Source organism: Micromonospora sp. DT31 (assembly GCF_049841795.1).
Lineage (GTDB): Bacteria > Actinomycetota > Actinomycetes > Mycobacteriales > Micromonosporaceae > Micromonospora.
The window spans coordinates 322,801-338,626 of the sequence record NZ_JBNCKZ010000001.1; the positions used below are offsets into that span (position 1 = coordinate 322,801).

Below are 15,826 nucleotides of genomic sequence, written 5' to 3' on the forward strand. Positions count from 1 at the left end.
TGCGGATTCACACTGTGCGGGTGGAGAACCGGGACCTGGTGCGGGTGAGCAAGCGCCTGTCGCTGGCGTTGCGGCACCGGCCCGGGGCGTTCGGGCTGCGGCTCGACGGGGCCGGCTGGGTGCCGGTCGACGACCTGCTGGCCGGTCTGCGGATCAGCCGCGCCGAGATGGACGCCGTGGTCGCGGGCAACGACAAGCAACGTTTCGCCGTCGAACACGGGCCGGACGGGGTCGACCGCATCCGGGCCAACCAGGGGCACTCGGTCCCCGTCGACCTCGGCCTGACCCCGGCCGACCCGCCGCCCCGGCTGTTCCACGGCACCGGCCGGGACGCCCTCGCCGCGATCCTGGCCGAAGGGCTGCGCCGGGGCGGCCGGCACCACGTACACCTGTCGCCGGACGTGGCGACCGCCCGGCGGGTCGGCGCGCGCCGGGGCGGCGCGGTGGTGGTGTTGACTGTCGACGCGGCGGCGATGACGCAGGCCGGACACCTGTTCTACTGCTCGGCCAACGGGGTGTGGCTCACCGACACCGTGCCACCGCAATATCTGACCACCACCTGAGCGACGTCAGCAGGCGGTCACCGGATGCGCCACCACGGCGTCGAACAGGTACGCGAGATCGTTCGGGGCGGCCCGGTCGGGTTGGCCGGCGCCGGTACGGTCGGTGGCGCGGGCGCGCAGCGTGTGCCGGCCGGTGGTCGGCGGACGCCAACGGACGGTCCACCGCTGCCAGGCGCCGCCCCGGTCCTCGGCGACCAGGTCGGCGGGGCGCCACCCGTCGCCGGTGTCCACCTCGACCCGCTCGATCGGGCCGTTGCCGGACCAGGAACGGCCGGTCAGCAGCACCTCCGCACCGGCCGGCACCCGGGCGTCCCAGGCCAGTTCGAACGCGCTGCGCACCGGCTGGGTGGTCAGCACCGTGCCGTCGGCCGGGTGGCCGGGGCCGAACATCCGGTAGAACCGGGTGTTCCACGGCGAGAACAGCGCGGTGGTGGCGACCTCGATCGGGCCCACCCACTTGATCGAGGAGATGCCGACCCAGCCGGGCACCACCACCCGCACCGGGAAGCCGTGGTCGGCGGGCAGCGGCTCGCCGTTCATCTCGTACGCCAGCAGCACGTCGTCGAGCGCCTTGGCCACGGGCAGCGGACGGCGTACCCGGCCGAGGTTGACCCCGCCGGTGACGTAGTCCGGGTCGAGCCCTTCGGGCATCACGTCGACCGCGTCGTCGCGCAGCCCGGCCAGCCGCAGCACCGTGCCCAGCGGCACACCCCGCCACCGGGCCACACCCACGCTGCCCAGCCCCCAGTCCACGCCCGGGGTCGGCTCGCCCTGCTGCTCGGCGAAGTAGCGTCGCCCGTTGCCGGCGCACTCCAGCAGCGCGGTGTGCTCCTCGGCGGGCAGCCGGCGCAGCTCCTGCAGGTCGAACTCGACCGGGTTGTCCCGGGTGGGCGCGCCGCGCAGCCCGTCGCCGAACAGGCGTAGTCGCCACGTGGTCGCGTCGAGGTGCGGGGTGACCGTGTGGTTGCGGACGAAGAAGCGGTCGTTCGGCACGACGTGCCCCTGCCCGGCCATCGCCGACCAGTGCATCTCGGCGTTGGTGTCCAGGGGGCGCAGCAGCGCCGGGGGCAGCGGCTTGACGATCGGGGTGCCCGGGTCGACGCCGACCGGCGCGGACGACACGGCGACCGGTTCGCGTTCGGCGGCGGCGGCGGTCACCGCGGCCATCGCCGCGCCGACCTCCAGCAGCCGGTCGCGGTCGACGCCCGGCCCGTGGGCCTGACCGGTGAGCCACTGGCGGCTCCGGCCGGCGTCGTGGGCGGCTTCGGTGGTGGACGGGGACTGACGCACGGGTGACCTCCGGGCTGGGCGACGCTGCCTTTCCTATTCAACCAGTGGGACTTTCCGGAGGGTTTACCCAGGTAACGGTCAGGCGGTGGGTACGCCGAGGCGGTCGAGCAGCCGTCGGCGCAGCGCACCCAGCGCCGGGTCGTCGGGGCTGGGCGCGGGGCCGAGGCGCACCGGGAGCTCCTCGGCGATGATCCCGTCGTCGAGCAGCAGGACCCGGTCGGCGAGCAGCAGCGCCTCCTCCACGTCGTGGGTGACCAGCAGCGCGGCGAAGCCGTGCTGGGCGCGCAGCCGGCGCAGTAGTCCCTGCATCCGCAGCCGGGTCAGCGCGTCGAGCGCGCCGAACGGCTCGTCGAGCAGGAGCAGGTCCGGTTCGCGTACCAGCGCGCGGGCCACCGCCACCCGCTGTGCCTGCCCGCCGGACAGCTCGGCGGGCCAGGCCCGGCCCCGGTCGGCGAGCCCGACCTCGGCCAGCGCGCGCTCGACCCGGCCGGCGACGTCCGGGCCGGACAGGCCCAGCGCGACGTTGCCGGCCACCCGCTTCCACGGCAGCAGCCGGTGTTCCTGGAACACCACGGCCGCGGTGCCGTGCGGCACGTGCGTGCCACCGGCGTCGTCGTCGAGCCCGGCGAGGACCCGCAGCAGCGTGCTCTTGCCGGAGCCGCTGCCGCCCAGCAGCGCGACCGTCTCCCCGGCGGCGATGGTCAGGTCGACCCCGGCCAGCACCACGGTCGGGCCGAAGGCGCGGGTGACCCCGTGCGCGGTGAGCACCGGGCCGGTCAGGTCGCGCGCAGTCCGCGTCGCCACGTCAACGTCCTCCTCTCCACGTATCGCAGGGCGAGGTCGGACAGCAGGCCCAGTAGCGCGTAGATGAGCAGTCCGAGCACGACCACGTCGGTCTGGCTGAACTCGCGCGCCTCCATCATCAGGAAGCCGATGCCGGTCTGTGCGTTCACCTGCTCGCCGACGACCAGGCTGAGCCAGGCCGCGCCGATGGCCAGCCGCAGCCCGAGGAACAGCGCCGGCAGCGCGCCGGGCAGCACCACGTGCCGCAGCCGGGCCGCCGGGCCGAGGGCGCAGGTCCGGGCCGTCTCCACCAGCCGTTCGTCGATGTCGCGGATGCCGGCGTACGTGTTGAAGTAGATCGGGAAGAACGCGCCCAGCGCGACCAGCGTGATCTTCAGCGACTCGCCGATGCCGACCCAGATGATCAGCAGCGGCACCAGGCCCAGGTGCGGCAGCATCCGGGCCATCTGCACCGGCGGGTCGACCAGCTCGTCGCCGAGGCGCAGCAGTCCGGCGGTCGCGCCGAGCACCAGGGCCAGCCCGCCGCCGATGAGCAGGCCGAGCGCCGCCCGGGTCAGCGAGTCGAGCAGGTGGACGCCGAGGGTGCCGTCGCCGGCCAGCCGGGCGCCGGTGGCCAGCACCGTGCTCGGCGCGGGCAGCTTCTCCGGGGCGAGCAGCCCGACCCGCGCGGCGGTCTCCCAGGCCAGCACCAGCACGACCGGGCTGATCAGCCGCAGCCACCGTCGGGGTGTGCGGGCCCGACGCGGTCGGGGTGTCGCCCGGTCCGGTACGACGGGCGCGGTCGCCTCGGCCAGTGCCGGGCCGCTCACCGGAACGCCTCGCTGAACCGGCCGTCGACCCGGCCGGCGATGTCGACCGGCCCGGGGACCAGTTTCAACGTCACGAAGCTGTCCGCGATGGCCTGCAACTCGGCACCGATCTCCGGGGTGACCGGGGCGAGCGGCGTGGCGCTGCGGGCCAGTGCCCGAGTGGTCACGTCGAGCGGGATCTTCAGCTCCGGGGCGAGGGTGGCGGCCCGCTCGGTGGGGTGGGCGATGCCCCAGTCGGTGGTCTGCCGGTAGGTTTCCAGGAAGGCGCGTACGTCGTCGGTGCGGTCGCGCACCGTGTCCGGCGCGGCCAGCACGTACTCGCGGTTGCCGGCCAGTCCGGTGGCGTCGGCGAGTACCCGCACGCCGGGCCGCTCGGCCAGCGCGAAGTACGGATCCCAGATGATCCACGCGTCGACCTGCCCGTTGTCGAACGCGGGCCGGCCCTCGGCCGGCTTCAGGTATTTGACGTTGATGTCGGCGAGCGTCATCTTGTTGGCCTCCAGCAGCTTCACCAGTAGCCAGTGCACGTTGGAGCCCTTGTTCAGCGCGACGGTCCGCCCGCGCAGGTCGGCGAAGCCGCGGTAGGGGCTGTCCGCCTTGACCAGCACCGCCTCGCCCTGGGGGATCGGCTGCGACGTGCCGATCACGGAGAAGGAGATCTTCCCGGCGGCGGCGAACACCGGCGGCGCCTCACCGACCTGCCCGATGTCGATCGATCCGGCCTTGAGTGCCTCGGTGAGCGCCGGGCCGCTCTCGAACAGCGACCAGGTGACGTTCTTCGCGTCGCCGCGCGCCTTGACCAGGCTGAGGCCACCGAATCGCTGGTAGCCGATGCGCAGTGGCCCGTCGCCGGCGGCCTCGCCGCCGCAGCCGGTCAGTGTGGTCGCGGCGAGCAGCGCGAGGGTGGTGAGCAGCGCGGCCGTCCGGCGGCGCGGTCGTGACGGGGTACGCATGGCGGCTCCTCGGGGAGGGGATGTGCCGGGTCGTCGGTGGGCAGCAACCTACCAACCCGATAGGTTTTGTGGGTAGTCTGTCGACGCGGCCGTCCCACCACTCAGGAGGCGGCCCGTCGAACCCGCACCGGAGGCCACCATGTCCCTCACGTTCCACTGGTTCCTGCCGACCTACGGCGACAGCCGCGACATCGTGGGCGGCGGCCACGGCGTACCGGTCGGAACAGCCGGGGGAGCCCGACCGGCCAGTGTGGCCTACCTGGGACAGATCGCCCGCAGCGCCGAACAGCTCGGATTCGCCGGCGCGCTCACCCCCACCGGCGCCTGGTGCGAGGACGCCTGGCTGACCACCGCCATGCTCGCCGAGGTGACCGAGCGGCTGACGTTCCTGGTGGCGTTCCGGCCCGGCCTGCTCTCACCCACCCTCGCCGCGCAGATGGCGTCCACGTTCCAGCGCCTGTCCGGCGGGCGGTTGCTGCTCAACGTGGTCACCGGCGGTGAGTCCACCGAGCAGCGCGCGTACGGCGACTTCCTCGACAAGGACGCCCGGTACGCGCGCACCGACGAGTTCCTGCACGTGGTGCGGGCGCTGTGGCGCGGCGAGACGGTCGACCACGACGGCGCGCACGTGCGGGTCGAGGGGGCCCGACTCGCCCGGGTGCCCGACCCGGTGCCGCCGATCTACTTCGGCGGGTCCTCCGGCGCCGCCGGTCCGGTGGCGGCACGGCACAGCGACGTGTACCTCACCTGGGGCGAGCCGCCCGCGCAGGTGGCCGACAAGCTGGACCGGATCCGTGGGCTGGCCGCCGAGGCCGGCCGGCAGCTGCGCTACGGCATCCGGTTGCACGTGATCAGCCGGGACACCGCCGAGGAGGCGTGGGCGCAGGCCCGCAGGTTGCTCGACGGCATTCCCGAGGCCGACGTGCGGGCCGTGCAGGAAGGGCTGCGGCGAAGCGAGTCCGAGGGGCAGCGGCGGATGCTGGACCTGCACGGTGGCTCCCGGGACCGGCTGGAGATCGCACCCAACCTGTGGGCCGGCTTCGGGCTGGTCCGCGGCGGCGCGGGCACCGCGCTGGTCGGCAGCCACACCGAGGTCGCCGACCGGATCGCCGAATACCACGCGCTCGGGCTCGACGAGTTCATCCTCTCCGGGCACCCGCACCTGGAGGAGGCCTACTGGTTCGGCGAGGGGGTCCTGCCGATCCTGCGCCGCCGTGGCCTGTGGCGGCACCCGGCCGGCGAGCCGGTCGCCGGGGCTCCGGCGAGCGTGCCGTTCTCACCCCAGCCGGTCCCCGCCGGCCGCTGACCGGACGGGGTCGCGCTGCCCGGCCGGTCAGCGTCGGCCGGCGAGGAAGTCGGCGAGCACCCGGGTGTGCGTGGAGAAGGCCAACTCCACCGGGTCGGTGAGCACCAGCCACTCGGTGGCCTCCTCGGTCGGCGCCGACGGCGGCAGGTCGGCGGCCGACCGCTCGGGCAGCACCCCGAAGACCATCATGGTGCCGCCGGCCGGTGCTCCGTGCACCGCGAACAGCCGCGCCTGGTCGGCCTCGGCCACCAGCCCGGTCTCCTCACGCAACTCGCGGACCAGCGCCTCGGACCACTCCTCGCCGTGCTCGACGAAGCCGCCGGGCAGTGCGAGCTGCCCGCGGGCCGGTTCGATGTCGCGGCGGACGACGACCACCCCCACGCCCCGGGGGGTGCGGACCGGCAGCACCGCCACCGCCACCGGCAGCGGGTTGCGCCACACCGTCTCCCCGCAGGCCGTGCAGACCCGGGGCCACCCGGCGTCGGCCGGGTAGGCCGCGCCGCAGAAGGAGCAGTGCGAGTACGCGGTCACGCCGCAGCACGTTACCCGCACCAGCCGGTCGGCGTTCATCCCGCCCAGCCCGGTCGCCGAAGTGCATGGTCCTGTGCTCGGCGTCGGCGCTCACGCGACGAGCCGTCCGCGCCGCGTGCGACGGCCGCGACCCGGGCGGCGGGGTCAGGAGGCCGGTGTGCCGGTGTAGAAGGCGATGACCCGTTCGCCGGCGGCGTGCGCCTCGTCGGCCGGGGTGCCGGCGGCGACGCTGGCGGCCGTCCACCGCTCGCCGGAGTCGGTGATGAACTGGCGGGCCTGCGGCGATGCCAGCCATTCGGCCGCCGCCGACGGCTCCAACCCGACGCCGTCGGCGGCGAAGTGGGAGGCCAGGCCGAGCAGCGCGAGGTCCCAGCCGATGCCGACCGCGCCCGGGCCGTATTCCGCCCAGCGATTGTCGTCGACGTGCGCGACGTGGTCCAACTCGAAGCGGGTGCGGTCGGGGCCGGCCTCGCTCAGCCGCACCTCGATCCAGCTGACCTCGTCGCCCATCTCCCAGGTGGCGGCGAAGCCGTGCGGCGGGTCGCAGCGCTCGACGGTGCCGCCGGCGTTGCCCTCCAACTGGTAGCGGCCGCCGAGGGTCAGGTCCCCGGAGACCGGCAGGAACCAGCGGGGAATCCGTTGCGGGTTGGTGCAGGCGTCGAAGACGTCCGCCACCGGGGCGTCGTAGGTCTGGGCGATGGTGAGCACCCGCGCCTGGCCGGCGGGGAGCGTACGGTCGCCGATGCGGCGCTCGACGCCGCTGATCTGCCCGGTCACGTCGATCATCTGTGGGTCCTCTCGTCGTCGGGGTCGTCCTCGCGCAGCCGCCGTTCACGGCGGCCCCGGGCCAGCTCGGTGCCGAGCGCCGCCAGTGGCGGCGTCCAGAAGCGGCGGAACCCGGCCAGCCACGCGTCGATCTCGCGCAGCGGGCCGGGGTCTACCGCGTAGAGCCGGCGGGTGCCTTCGGCGCGCACGGTGGTGAAGCCGTGGTCGCGCAGCACCCTGAGGTGCTGTGAGACGGCGGGTTGGCTGATGCCGAACTCGCGCCGGACGGTTTCGGTGAGCGCGCCGGCCGGCTGCTCGCCGGTGGCGAGCAGTTCCAGCAGGCGGCGGCGCACCGGGTCGCCGAGGACGTCGAAGGCGTGCACGACCCAGTTATATCAGGACGAGCTTATATAAGCGAGGGATGGTGACGAGTGGGATCGTCGCGTCAGCCGCCGAGACGGGTGGCGACGGCGCGGCGCAGCTCGGGCAGCCGGTCGTGCAGCAGCCCCGGGCACTGGGTGTTGTTGAAGTCCTTGTGCCCGTAGATCTCGGTGGCCGGAATGCCGTACTGCTGGCAGGTGAACGCGCAGAACCAGATGAGGCTGTTCCAGAGCGCCTGCGGCGGCTGCACGTCCAGGTAGATGCCGTCGTTCTCGATGCCGATGGCCTGGCTGTTCTGCCCCACGCAGTGCGCGCCCTGCACCATGCTCTGCCCGTGCAGCAGCCCGTAGAGGCTGCCGTGCCGGCCTTCGGTGAGGTAGCCGCCCCGGCTGTTGGTGAAGTGCTGGCCGGAGTCGAGCCAGCCGTTGGTGTCCATGTGCAGGTTCTGGATGGTGCGGGAGTTCCGGTACGCCTGCGCGAGGCTGTAGTCGGTGGTGTTGGGGAACGCCGTGTGATGCACGATGATCTTGTTGGGGCGGCTCGCCACCACGCTCACCGGCGAGGAGGGCGGGCGGGCGCTCCAGGTCGCGCAGTTGGCGATGGTCGGCTGGTCGACGCGGGTCGCGGCGGCCCGCGCCCCGGGGCCGCGGTCGAGCTGGGTCAGCGCGCCGGCGCCGGCGGCGGCGCCGAGCAGGACCGCGCCGCGCAGCACGGCCCGGCGGGGGACAGGAACAGACATCGGAGCCTCCTCGTCGGTGGCGGGTCAGCAGGGGCCGTTGCAGGCCAGCACCCGGAGTCGGTCCAGGGAGCCGTTCCAGACGTTCTGGTCGCCGGGGAAGACGCCGGAGGAGGACCACTGCCAGAACGAGTACGTGCCCCAGCCGGCCGGCAGCGCGCCGACGGTGCTGGCGTACCGGGCGATCCACAGTGGGTTGTTCGCGGCGAACTGCGACGTGTTGCCGGTGCAGGTGCTCCACCAGTCGGTGGTGGTGTAGATGGTGGCCCACCGGCCGGTGCGGGCGTAGTACTGGTTGACGAACGAGGCGATCCAACCGCGCATGGACGCCTGGCTCAGTCCGTAGCAGGTGGCGCCGTACGGGTTGTACTCGATGTCCAGCGCGCCGGGCAGTGTCCTGCCGTCCCTGGACCAGCCGCCGCCGTGGTCGACGAAGTAGTTGGCCTGGGTGGCGCCGCTCGTGGTGTCCGGGCGGGCGAAGTGGTACGAGCCGCGGATCATCCCGACGTTGTACGACCCGTTGTACTGCTGGGCGAAGTACGGGTTGGTGTAGTAGGTGCCCTCGGTGGCCTTGACGTAGGCGAACCGGGCGCCGTTGGCCCAGGCGCCGGACCAGTTGACGTTGCCCTGGTAGCTGGAAACGTCCATGCCGGGCAGTCCGGCCGGGGCGGCGGTGGCGGGTGCCGCCCCGAACAGTGCCGCGGCGGTGGCGGTGGCGGCGGCGAGCAGTGCGGCTCCGGCCGCGCGCAGCGCCGATCGCATCGAGCGGTGCATCTTTCCTCCCTGGGGGTTGCCGCCAGACCGGCGGCGGGAGTGCGACGAAAGGAACTATCCACATTAGGTCACATAGCGGAGAAAGTTTTCAATACAGGCATCGAAGATTTTCTTTGTATGGAGGTGCTTCGGCCCGGTGTCGAAACCGGCGACCGCCGTTCGTGTAAAGGGTGAGGAGGGCGGCGCCGGGTCGCCCGCCGTGGTGAGGAGAAGCCCGTGAAGCAGTACCTGATCAGCATGTTCCAGCCGACCGACGCCCCCCGACCGGAGCCGGAGTTCCTGGCCGGGGTGATGCGCGAGGTCGAGGCGATCGGCCGGGAGCTGCGCGAGTCGGGGTCCTGGGTCTTCGGCGACGGCCTGCACGACCCGGGGACCGCCACCGTGCTGCGCGCCCGCGGCGACGACGTCCTGGTCACCGACGGGCCGTTCGCCGAGGGCAAGGAGTACCTCGGCGGCGTCACCGTCATCCGGGTGCCCGACCTGGACGCCGCGCTGGACTGGGGCCGCCGCTACGCCCGGGCCACCACCCTGCCGATCGAGGTCCGCCCGTTCCAGGGCGAGGGATGATCGAGGTCGAACGGGTCTTCCGGGCCGAGTACGGCCGTGCGGTGGCCGTCCTGGTCCGTCTCCTCGGCGACATCGACCTCGCCGAGGAGGCGGTCCAGGAGGCGTTCGCGGTCGCGGTGCGGCGCTGGGCGGTCGAGGGAGCGCCGCCCAGCCCGGCCGGCTGGATCATCACCACCGCCCGCAACCGGGCGATCGACCGGCTGCGCCGCGAGTCGACCCGGGCCGCCCGGCACGCCGAGGCCGCCCTGGTGCACGCCGCCGACCCGCCCGCCGAGGAGGGGCCCGTGCCCGACGACCGCCTGCGTCTGATCTTCACCTGCTGCCACCCGGCGCTCGGCGTCGGCGCCCGGGTGGCGTTGACCCTGCGGCTGCTCGGCGGGCTGAGCACCGCCGAGATCGCCCGGGCCTTTCTGGTGCCCGAGCCGACGATGGCGCAACGCCTGGTCCGGGCCAAGGCCAAGATCCGCGATGCCGGCATCCCGTACCGGGTGCCACGCGACGCGGACCTGCCGGACCGGCTCGACGGTGTGCTGGCGGTGGCCTATCTGATCTTCAACGAGGGGCACACGGCGAGCGCGGGACGGCAGCTGGGCCGCGCGGAGTTGGGCGGCGAGGCGATCCGGCTGGGCCGGCTGCTGGTGGCGCTGATGCCGGACGAGCCGGAGGCGTGCGGACTGCTCGCGTTGATGCTGCTCACCGAGGCGCGGCGGGACGCCCGCACCGGCCCGGACGGGGTGCCGGTGTCGCTGGCCGAGCAGGACCGTGGCCGGTGGGACCGGGCGTTGGTCGCCGAGGGGCAGGAGCTGGTCCGCCGGTGCCTGCGTCGCGGCCGGCCCGGCCCGTACCAGATCCAGGCCGCGATCGGCGCGGTGCACGCCGACGCGCCTACCGCCGCCGACACCGACTGGCGGCAGATCCTCGCCCTCTACGACCAGTTGGCGGTGCGCGTGCCGGGCCCGGTGGTCGCGCTGAACCGGGCGGTCGCGCTGGCCGAGGTACGCGGACCGGCGGTGGCACTGGCCGAGGTGGACCGTCTCGGGCTGGCCGGCTACCACGTGTGGCACGCGGTCCGGGCCGACCTGCTGCGCCGCCTCGACCGGCCGGGGGCGGCGCGCGCCGCCTACGACGCGGCGATCGCCGGCACCGGCAACGTCGCGGAGCAGGCATTCCTCGGCCGTGCCCGGGACCGGTTGCCGGGATGACCGAACATGGTGGACCGGTGGGCATTGACGGGGCGGCAGAAAAAACTACACTCCCGGTGTAATTAGTTTTCCCTGCTCCGGCGACCGTCCGAGGTGACGATGAGCCCACCGGCCACCCCCGCCGGCGACACCGGCCTGGCGCTGCACCATGTCGGCGTCCGCTTCGGCGGCCTGGTCGCCCTCGACGACGTGTCGCTGCGGGTCCCACCCGGCCGCGTGGTCGGCGTGATCGGCCCCAACGGCGCCGGCAAGACCACCCTGTTCAACGTGGTCTGCGGGTTCGTCCGGCCGACCGACGGCTCGCTCACCCTCGACGGTCGGCCGTTCCGCCCCCAACCGCACCGGCTCACCGGCCTCGGCATCGCCCGCACCCTGCAGGGCGTCGGCCTGTTCGGCGGGCTGACCGTGCTGGAGAACGTGGTGGCCGGCGCCAGCCACGCCGCCCGGGCCGGGTTCGCCACCGCGCTGTTCGGCCTGCCCTCCGGTGACCGCGACGAACGGCGGCTGCGCGCCCAGGCCCGCGACCTGCTCACCGAGCTGGGCATCGACAGGTACGCCGACGCCGCCCCGACCACCCTGCCCTACGCGGTGAGCAAGCGGGTCGCCCTGGCCCGCGCCCTGATCGCCCGGCCCCGCCTGCTGCTGCTCGACGAGCCGGCCGGCGGGCTCGGCGCCGACGACGTCGACGAACTCGCCGACCTGGTCCGGTCGCTGCCGCAGCGGGGCGACGGCTGCGCCGTGCTGCTCGTCGAGCACCACATGGACCTGGTCATGGCGGTCTGCCACGAGCTGGTGGTGCTCGACTTCGGCAAGGTCATCGCCGCCGGCACCCCGGACCAGGTGCGCGACGACCCCCTGGTGACCGAGGCATACCTCGGCGCCGACGTGCCGACCGCCGGGAGCGCGTCGTGACCGCCGTGCTGGAGGTCGAGGCGCTCAGCTGCGGCTACGGCCCGGTGCCGGTGCTGCGGGAGGTCGCGTTCGCGGTGCCGGCCGGCACCGTCACCGCCGTGCTCGGCGCCAACGGCGCCGGGAAGACGACGCTGCTGCGTACGCTGTCGGGTCTGCTGCGGCCCACCGGCGGCCGGATCCGGTACGCGGGGGAGGACCTGCGCGGTGTCCGGGTGGAACACCTGGTCCGGCGCGGCCTGGCGCACGTGCCGGAGGGGCGCGGCGTGGTGACCGAGCTGACCGTGGCGGAGAACCTGCGCCTGGGCGGGCTGTGGCGGCGCGACCGGGCCGATGCGCGACGCGCCCAGGACGAGGTGTACGAGTTGTTCCCGGCGCTGGCCCGCCGCCGCGACCACGCCGGCCACCAGCTCTCCGGCGGGGAACGGCAGATGCTGGCCATCGGCCGCGCGCTGATCGCCCGGCCCCGGCTGCTGCTGTTGGACGAGCCGTCGCTCGGGTTGGCCCCGAAGGTGACCGCGCAGATCATGGCGCTGCTGCGCCGGCTGCGCGACGAGCGGGGGATGACCGTGCTGCTGGTCGAGCAGAACGTGCGTAGCGCCCTGTCCGTCGCCGACCAGGGCATCGTCATGTCGCTGGGCCGCGTGGTGATCGCCGCGCCGGCCGCCCGGCTGCGCGACGACGACCAGCTCCGACACGTGTACCTCGGATTCTGACGGCGGACGGAGAGGTCGCGGATGCAGCGGTTCTGGTTCCTCACCTTCGACGGGCTCGCCGCCGGGGCGGTCTACGCCGCGTTCGCGCTCGCGCTGGTGCTCATCTGGCGGGCCGCCCGGGTGGTCAACTTCGCCCAGGGCGCGATGGCCGTGGCCACCGCCTACGTCGGCTACGCGGTGGTCGGCGCCACCGGCTCGTACTGGCTGGGACTGGCCGCGGCGGTGCTGTCCGGGCTGGCCCTGGGCGCGCTCGTGGAACGGGTGCTGATGCGCTTCGCCGGCCCCGGCGGGCCACTCAACCAGGTGATTGTGGCGCTCGGCCTCGTGCTGGTGATCCAGGCGGTGCTCGGCATGATCTTCGGCAACGGTTACCGGCCGGCCGAAACACCGTTCGACACCGACGCGCTCACCATCGGCGGGGTGGCGGCGCTGTCCCCGTACGACCTGTGGGTGCTCGGCGCGGCGCTGACCGTGGTTGTCCTGCTGGCGCTGCTGTTCACCCGCACCCCGGTGGGGCTGCGGATGCGGGCCGCCGCGTTCGCCCCGGAGGTGTCCCGGCTGCTCGGCGTCAGCGTCGGCCGGATGCTCACGCTGGGTTGGGCGCTTGCCGCCGGGGTCGGCGCGCTCGCCGGGATGCTCGTCGTCCCCACCGGCCTGGGCCTGCACCCGCACGCCATGGACCTGGTCTTCGTGGTGGCGTTCACCGCCGCCGTCGTCGGCGGTCTGGACAGCCCGGTCGGCGCGGTGGTCGGCGGGCTGCTGGTCGGGCTGATCCTGTCCTACGTCACCGGCTACCTGGGCCCGGACACCACCCCGCTGGCCGTGCTGGTGCTGCTGCTGGCCGTCCTGCTGGTCCGCCCCGGCGGGCTCTTCTCCGCGGCGAGAGCGAGGCACGTGTGACCACCATCCGCACCGAACCGGCCCCGCCGTCCACGCTGCGCCGGCTGCTGCCCGGCGCACCGGCCGGCGGCGGGCCGCGCTCCTCGACGCTGCTGCGGCACCTGGCCGTGGCGGTGGTCGTCGGCACGCTCGTCGTGCTGCTGACCAACCAGCTCCCGCCGTACCAGAACCTCCAGGTGGCCCGGGTGTGCGCGTTCCTCTGCGTCACCGCGGGACACACCGTGCTGGTCGGGCTCAACGGTCAGCTCTCGCTCGGGCACGGGGCGCTGATGGCCACCGGGGCGTACACCGTGGCCCTGACGTTGCAGGGGTTCGACGAGCGGGCGGTACGCGGCTGGTGGACCCTGCCGGTGTCGCTGCTGGCCGCCGTGGCGGTGACCGCGCTTGCCGGACTGGTGGTCGGGCTGGCCGCGGCCCGGCTGCGCGGGCCCTACCTGGCCGGTGTCACCCTGGCGGTGGCGACGCTGGTCCCGGCGGTCACCACGATCTTCACCAGCGTGTTCAACGGCGAGCAGGGGCTGCGCTTCCCGACGCAGCTCCCGCCGGCCGGGCTCGGCGCCTACTTCCAGCCGGAACGCTGGCTGGCCTGGATCGCGTTGGCCGCCGCCCTGCTCACCATGCTGCTGCTGGCCAACCTGGTCCGCAGCCGCTTCGGCCGGTCACTGCGGGCGGTCCGCGACGACGAGGTCGCCGCCCGGCTCGCCGGCATCCCGGTGGCCCGCACCCAGGTGCTCGCGTTCGTGGTCAGCGCCGGCTGCGCCGGCCTCGGCGGCGGGGTGTACGCGGTGCTCACCGCGACCGTCGCGCCGGGCAAGTTCCCGCTGGACCTGTCGCTGTTCCTGCTCATGGCGATCGTGATCGGTGGCCTGGGGAGCCTGGCCGGGGCGGTCTGGGGCGCGTTGCTGCTGGTCGCGCTCCAGGACCTGCCGGGCCTGCTCACCGAGCACCTCAGCCTCTCCGCGGGGCTGGCCCAGCGGCTGGAGGGCAACCTCGCGCTCGCCGTGTTCGGCCTGGTCCTCATCGTCGTCATGCTCGCCGCGCCGGGCGGGGTGCAGGGCGGCGTGCGCGCCGTCGCTGCCCGGGCCCGCGCGCTCGCCCGCCGCCGCTCCGGCGCCGGGCGCCGCTCGCCGGACCGCTGACCTCACCGGTTCCACCCACCGTTCGCACTGTCGCACCGGATTGGAGAACCATGCGCCCCACCACCCGCCGCGTTCTCGCGGCCGTCGCCGGCCTGGCCCTGCTGGCCACGTTGCCGGCCTGCGCCGACGACGAGAAACAGGCCGCCGAGAACGTCCCCGGCGTCACCGACGCCGAGGTCGTCATCGGCACCCACCAACCGCTCACCGGGCCGGCCGCGCCCGGCTACGCGAAGATATCCGCCGCCACCAAGGCGTACTTCGAGCACGTCAACAGCAAGGGCGGGGTGCACGGCCGGAAGATCGTCTACAAGGTCATGGACGACGGCTACAACCCGGCCAACACCGAGAACGTGGTCCGCAAGCTGGTGCTCGACGACAAGGTCTTCGCGCTGCTCGGCGGTCTGGGCACGCCGACGCACACGAACGTGCTGGAGTTCGTCAAGGCGCAGAAGGTGCCGGACCTGTTCGTCGCCTCCGGCAGCCGCAACTGGAACCAGCCGGACAAGTACCCGACCACGTTCGGCTGGCAGCCCGACTACACGGTCGAGGGCAAGATCCTCGCCAGTTACGTCAAGCGGGAGTTCGCCGGCAAGAAGGTCTGCCACTTCGGGCAGAACGACGACTTCGGGCGGGACTCGCTGGTCGGGGTGGAGCAGGTCCTCGGCCCGGTCGCGGCCAAGCAGACCTACACCACCACCAACCAGCAGGTCGGACCGGCCATCGGTGCGCTGCGGGCGGCCGGCTGCCAGGTGGTGATCTCGGCGACCATCCCCGGCTTCACCGCGCTGGCCATGGGCCAGGCCGCCGGGCAGGGCTTCAAGGCGCAGTGGGTGGTGTCCAACGTGGGCGCCGACTACACCACGCTGGCCGCGCAGCTCGGCGACAAGAAGGTCATCCTCGAAGGCATGGTCGCCGACAACTACCTGCCGAACATCAGCGACACCGCCAACCCGTGGATCCAGGAATACACCAAGATCCACCAGCGCTACAACGCGGGCAACCCGATCGACGGCAACGCCATCTACGGCTACTCGATGGCGTACACGTTCGTGCAGGCGATGCTCGCCGCCGGGCCGGACCCGACCCGGGAGAAGCTGGTCGAGGCCGTGCGCAAGGGCGGCTTCCGCGGGCCCGGCCTCGTCCCCTTCCGGTACGCCGACGGAGTGCACGCCGGTTACGGCGGGGTGCGGCTGACCAAGGTGAGCCGCGGCGTGCAGGAGTACTTCGGCCCGGCGTACACCACCGACGACGGCGACGGTGCGGTCACCGAGTTCACCGAGCCGCCGACCGCCCCGCCGGCGGAGGCGGTGCCGACCGCCTGAGATCACCGTGTCGCCGGACGGCCGGGGCCCGGGGGGCCGGCGCCCCGCCCCGGGGGGGCCGGCGGCCCCGGGGGCGGCCGGGGGGGGGGGGCCCCCCCACGGCGGCACCCGCGACATCAGCGGCCGGCGGCGCACCCTGCCCCTGGGTCGCTCCACAGT

The 15,826-nt window shown here is 73.8% G+C and carries 18 protein-coding genes; 9 read left to right on the plus strand and 9 right to left on the minus strand.

Features of this window, described 5'->3' with window-relative positions; genetic code table 11:
- The first annotated feature begins 20 nt into the window (after positions 1-20).
- A complete protein-coding gene (locus ACLQ2X_RS01315) occupies positions 21-563 on the plus strand; it encodes an RNA 2'-phosphotransferase (protein WP_425679032.1) in 543 nt (180 codons plus the stop codon).
- 6 nt (positions 564-569) lie between these two features.
- On the opposite strand, the gene ACLQ2X_RS01320 is transcribed toward ACLQ2X_RS01315, so the two are convergent.
- The 4 genes from ACLQ2X_RS01320 to ACLQ2X_RS01335 form a co-directional block, all read right to left on the minus strand.
- Positions 570-1,853, minus strand: a complete 1,284-nt coding sequence (locus ACLQ2X_RS01320; protein WP_425679033.1) for a sulfite oxidase — start codon at positions 1,851-1,853, stop codon at positions 570-572.
- A gap of 78 nt (positions 1,854-1,931) precedes the next feature.
- Positions 1,932-2,657 (minus strand): ABC transporter ATP-binding protein, encoded by a 726-nt coding sequence (locus tag ACLQ2X_RS01325; protein ID WP_425679034.1) that lies wholly within the window; start codon positions 2,655-2,657, stop codon positions 1,932-1,934.
- Complete coding sequence (locus ACLQ2X_RS01330) at positions 2,630-3,466, minus strand: ABC transporter permease (RefSeq protein WP_425679035.1); 837 nt, start codon at positions 3,464-3,466, stop codon at positions 2,630-2,632. Before ACLQ2X_RS01330 ends, ACLQ2X_RS01325 begins: the two co-directional genes overlap by 28 nt.
- Entirely contained in the window at positions 3,463-4,419 is a 957-nt protein-coding gene (locus ACLQ2X_RS01335) for a sulfonate ABC transporter substrate-binding protein (protein WP_425679036.1), read from the minus strand. The genes ACLQ2X_RS01330 and ACLQ2X_RS01335 overlap by 4 nt, the downstream gene beginning before the upstream one ends.
- 139 nt (positions 4,420-4,558) lie before the next feature.
- Here ACLQ2X_RS01335 and ACLQ2X_RS01340 point away from each other — a divergent pair, with 139 nt between their 5' ends.
- Positions 4,559-5,725 (plus strand): LLM class flavin-dependent oxidoreductase, encoded by a 1,167-nt coding sequence (locus tag ACLQ2X_RS01340; protein ID WP_425679037.1) that lies wholly within the window; start codon positions 4,559-4,561, stop codon positions 5,723-5,725.
- 27 nt (positions 5,726-5,752) lie between these two features.
- On the opposite strand, the gene ACLQ2X_RS01345 is transcribed toward ACLQ2X_RS01340, so the two are convergent.
- The 5 genes from ACLQ2X_RS01345 to ACLQ2X_RS01365 form a co-directional block, all read right to left on the minus strand.
- Positions 5,753-6,256 carry an NUDIX domain-containing protein gene (locus ACLQ2X_RS01345; RefSeq protein WP_425679526.1) on the minus strand — a complete coding sequence of 168 codons (504 nt, stop codon included), beginning with the start codon at positions 6,254-6,256 and terminating at the stop codon, positions 5,753-5,755.
- Between the two features lie 144 nt (positions 6,257-6,400).
- On the minus strand, positions 6,401-7,042 hold the full coding sequence (locus tag ACLQ2X_RS01350; RefSeq protein WP_425679038.1) for an SRPBCC family protein: 642 nt from the start codon (positions 7,040-7,042) through the stop codon (positions 6,401-6,403).
- Positions 7,039-7,404, minus strand: coding sequence for an ArsR/SmtB family transcription factor (locus ACLQ2X_RS01355; protein ID WP_425679039.1), 366 nt, complete (start codon positions 7,402-7,404; stop codon positions 7,039-7,041). Before ACLQ2X_RS01355 ends, ACLQ2X_RS01350 begins: the two co-directional genes overlap by 4 nt.
- 62 nt (positions 7,405-7,466) lie before the next feature.
- Positions 7,467-8,141 carry a peptidoglycan recognition protein family protein gene (locus tag ACLQ2X_RS01360; RefSeq protein WP_425679040.1) on the minus strand — a complete coding sequence of 225 codons (675 nt, stop codon included), beginning with the start codon at positions 8,139-8,141 and terminating at the stop codon, positions 7,467-7,469.
- A gap of 24 nt (positions 8,142-8,165) precedes the next feature.
- Positions 8,166-8,912 (minus strand): lysozyme, encoded by a 747-nt coding sequence (locus ACLQ2X_RS01365; protein WP_425679041.1) that lies wholly within the window; start codon positions 8,910-8,912, stop codon positions 8,166-8,168.
- Positions 8,913-9,128: 216 nt separating this feature from the next.
- Between ACLQ2X_RS01365 and ACLQ2X_RS01370 the strand changes: the two genes are divergently transcribed.
- From ACLQ2X_RS01370 to ACLQ2X_RS01400, 7 genes are all read left to right on the plus strand, one after another.
- Positions 9,129-9,479: a YciI family protein gene (locus ACLQ2X_RS01370; RefSeq protein ID WP_425679042.1), complete on the plus strand. Its 351-nt coding sequence runs from the start codon at positions 9,129-9,131 to the stop codon at positions 9,477-9,479.
- A complete protein-coding gene (locus ACLQ2X_RS01375) occupies positions 9,476-10,681 on the plus strand; it encodes an RNA polymerase sigma factor (protein ID WP_425679043.1) in 1,206 nt (401 codons plus the stop codon). Before ACLQ2X_RS01370 ends, ACLQ2X_RS01375 begins: the two co-directional genes overlap by 4 nt.
- A gap of 99 nt (positions 10,682-10,780) precedes the next feature.
- On the plus strand, positions 10,781-11,593 hold the full coding sequence (locus ACLQ2X_RS01380) for an ABC transporter ATP-binding protein (RefSeq protein WP_425679044.1): 813 nt from the start codon (positions 10,781-10,783) through the stop codon (positions 11,591-11,593).
- Positions 11,590-12,306 (plus strand): ABC transporter ATP-binding protein, encoded by a 717-nt coding sequence (locus ACLQ2X_RS01385; RefSeq protein ID WP_425679045.1) that lies wholly within the window; start codon positions 11,590-11,592, stop codon positions 12,304-12,306. The genes ACLQ2X_RS01380 and ACLQ2X_RS01385 overlap by 4 nt, the downstream gene beginning before the upstream one ends.
- Before the next feature lie 21 nt (positions 12,307-12,327).
- On the plus strand, positions 12,328-13,206 hold the full coding sequence (locus ACLQ2X_RS01390; RefSeq protein WP_425679046.1) for a branched-chain amino acid ABC transporter permease: 879 nt from the start codon (positions 12,328-12,330) through the stop codon (positions 13,204-13,206).
- On the plus strand, positions 13,203-14,345 hold the full coding sequence (locus ACLQ2X_RS01395; protein ID WP_425679047.1) for a branched-chain amino acid ABC transporter permease: 1,143 nt from the start codon (positions 13,203-13,205) through the stop codon (positions 14,343-14,345). Before ACLQ2X_RS01390 ends, ACLQ2X_RS01395 begins: the two co-directional genes overlap by 4 nt.
- Positions 14,346-14,395: 50 nt before the next feature.
- Complete coding sequence (locus ACLQ2X_RS01400) at positions 14,396-15,667, plus strand: ABC transporter substrate-binding protein (RefSeq protein ID WP_425679048.1); 1,272 nt, start codon at positions 14,396-14,398, stop codon at positions 15,665-15,667.
- Positions 15,668-15,826: the final 159 nt, after the last annotated feature.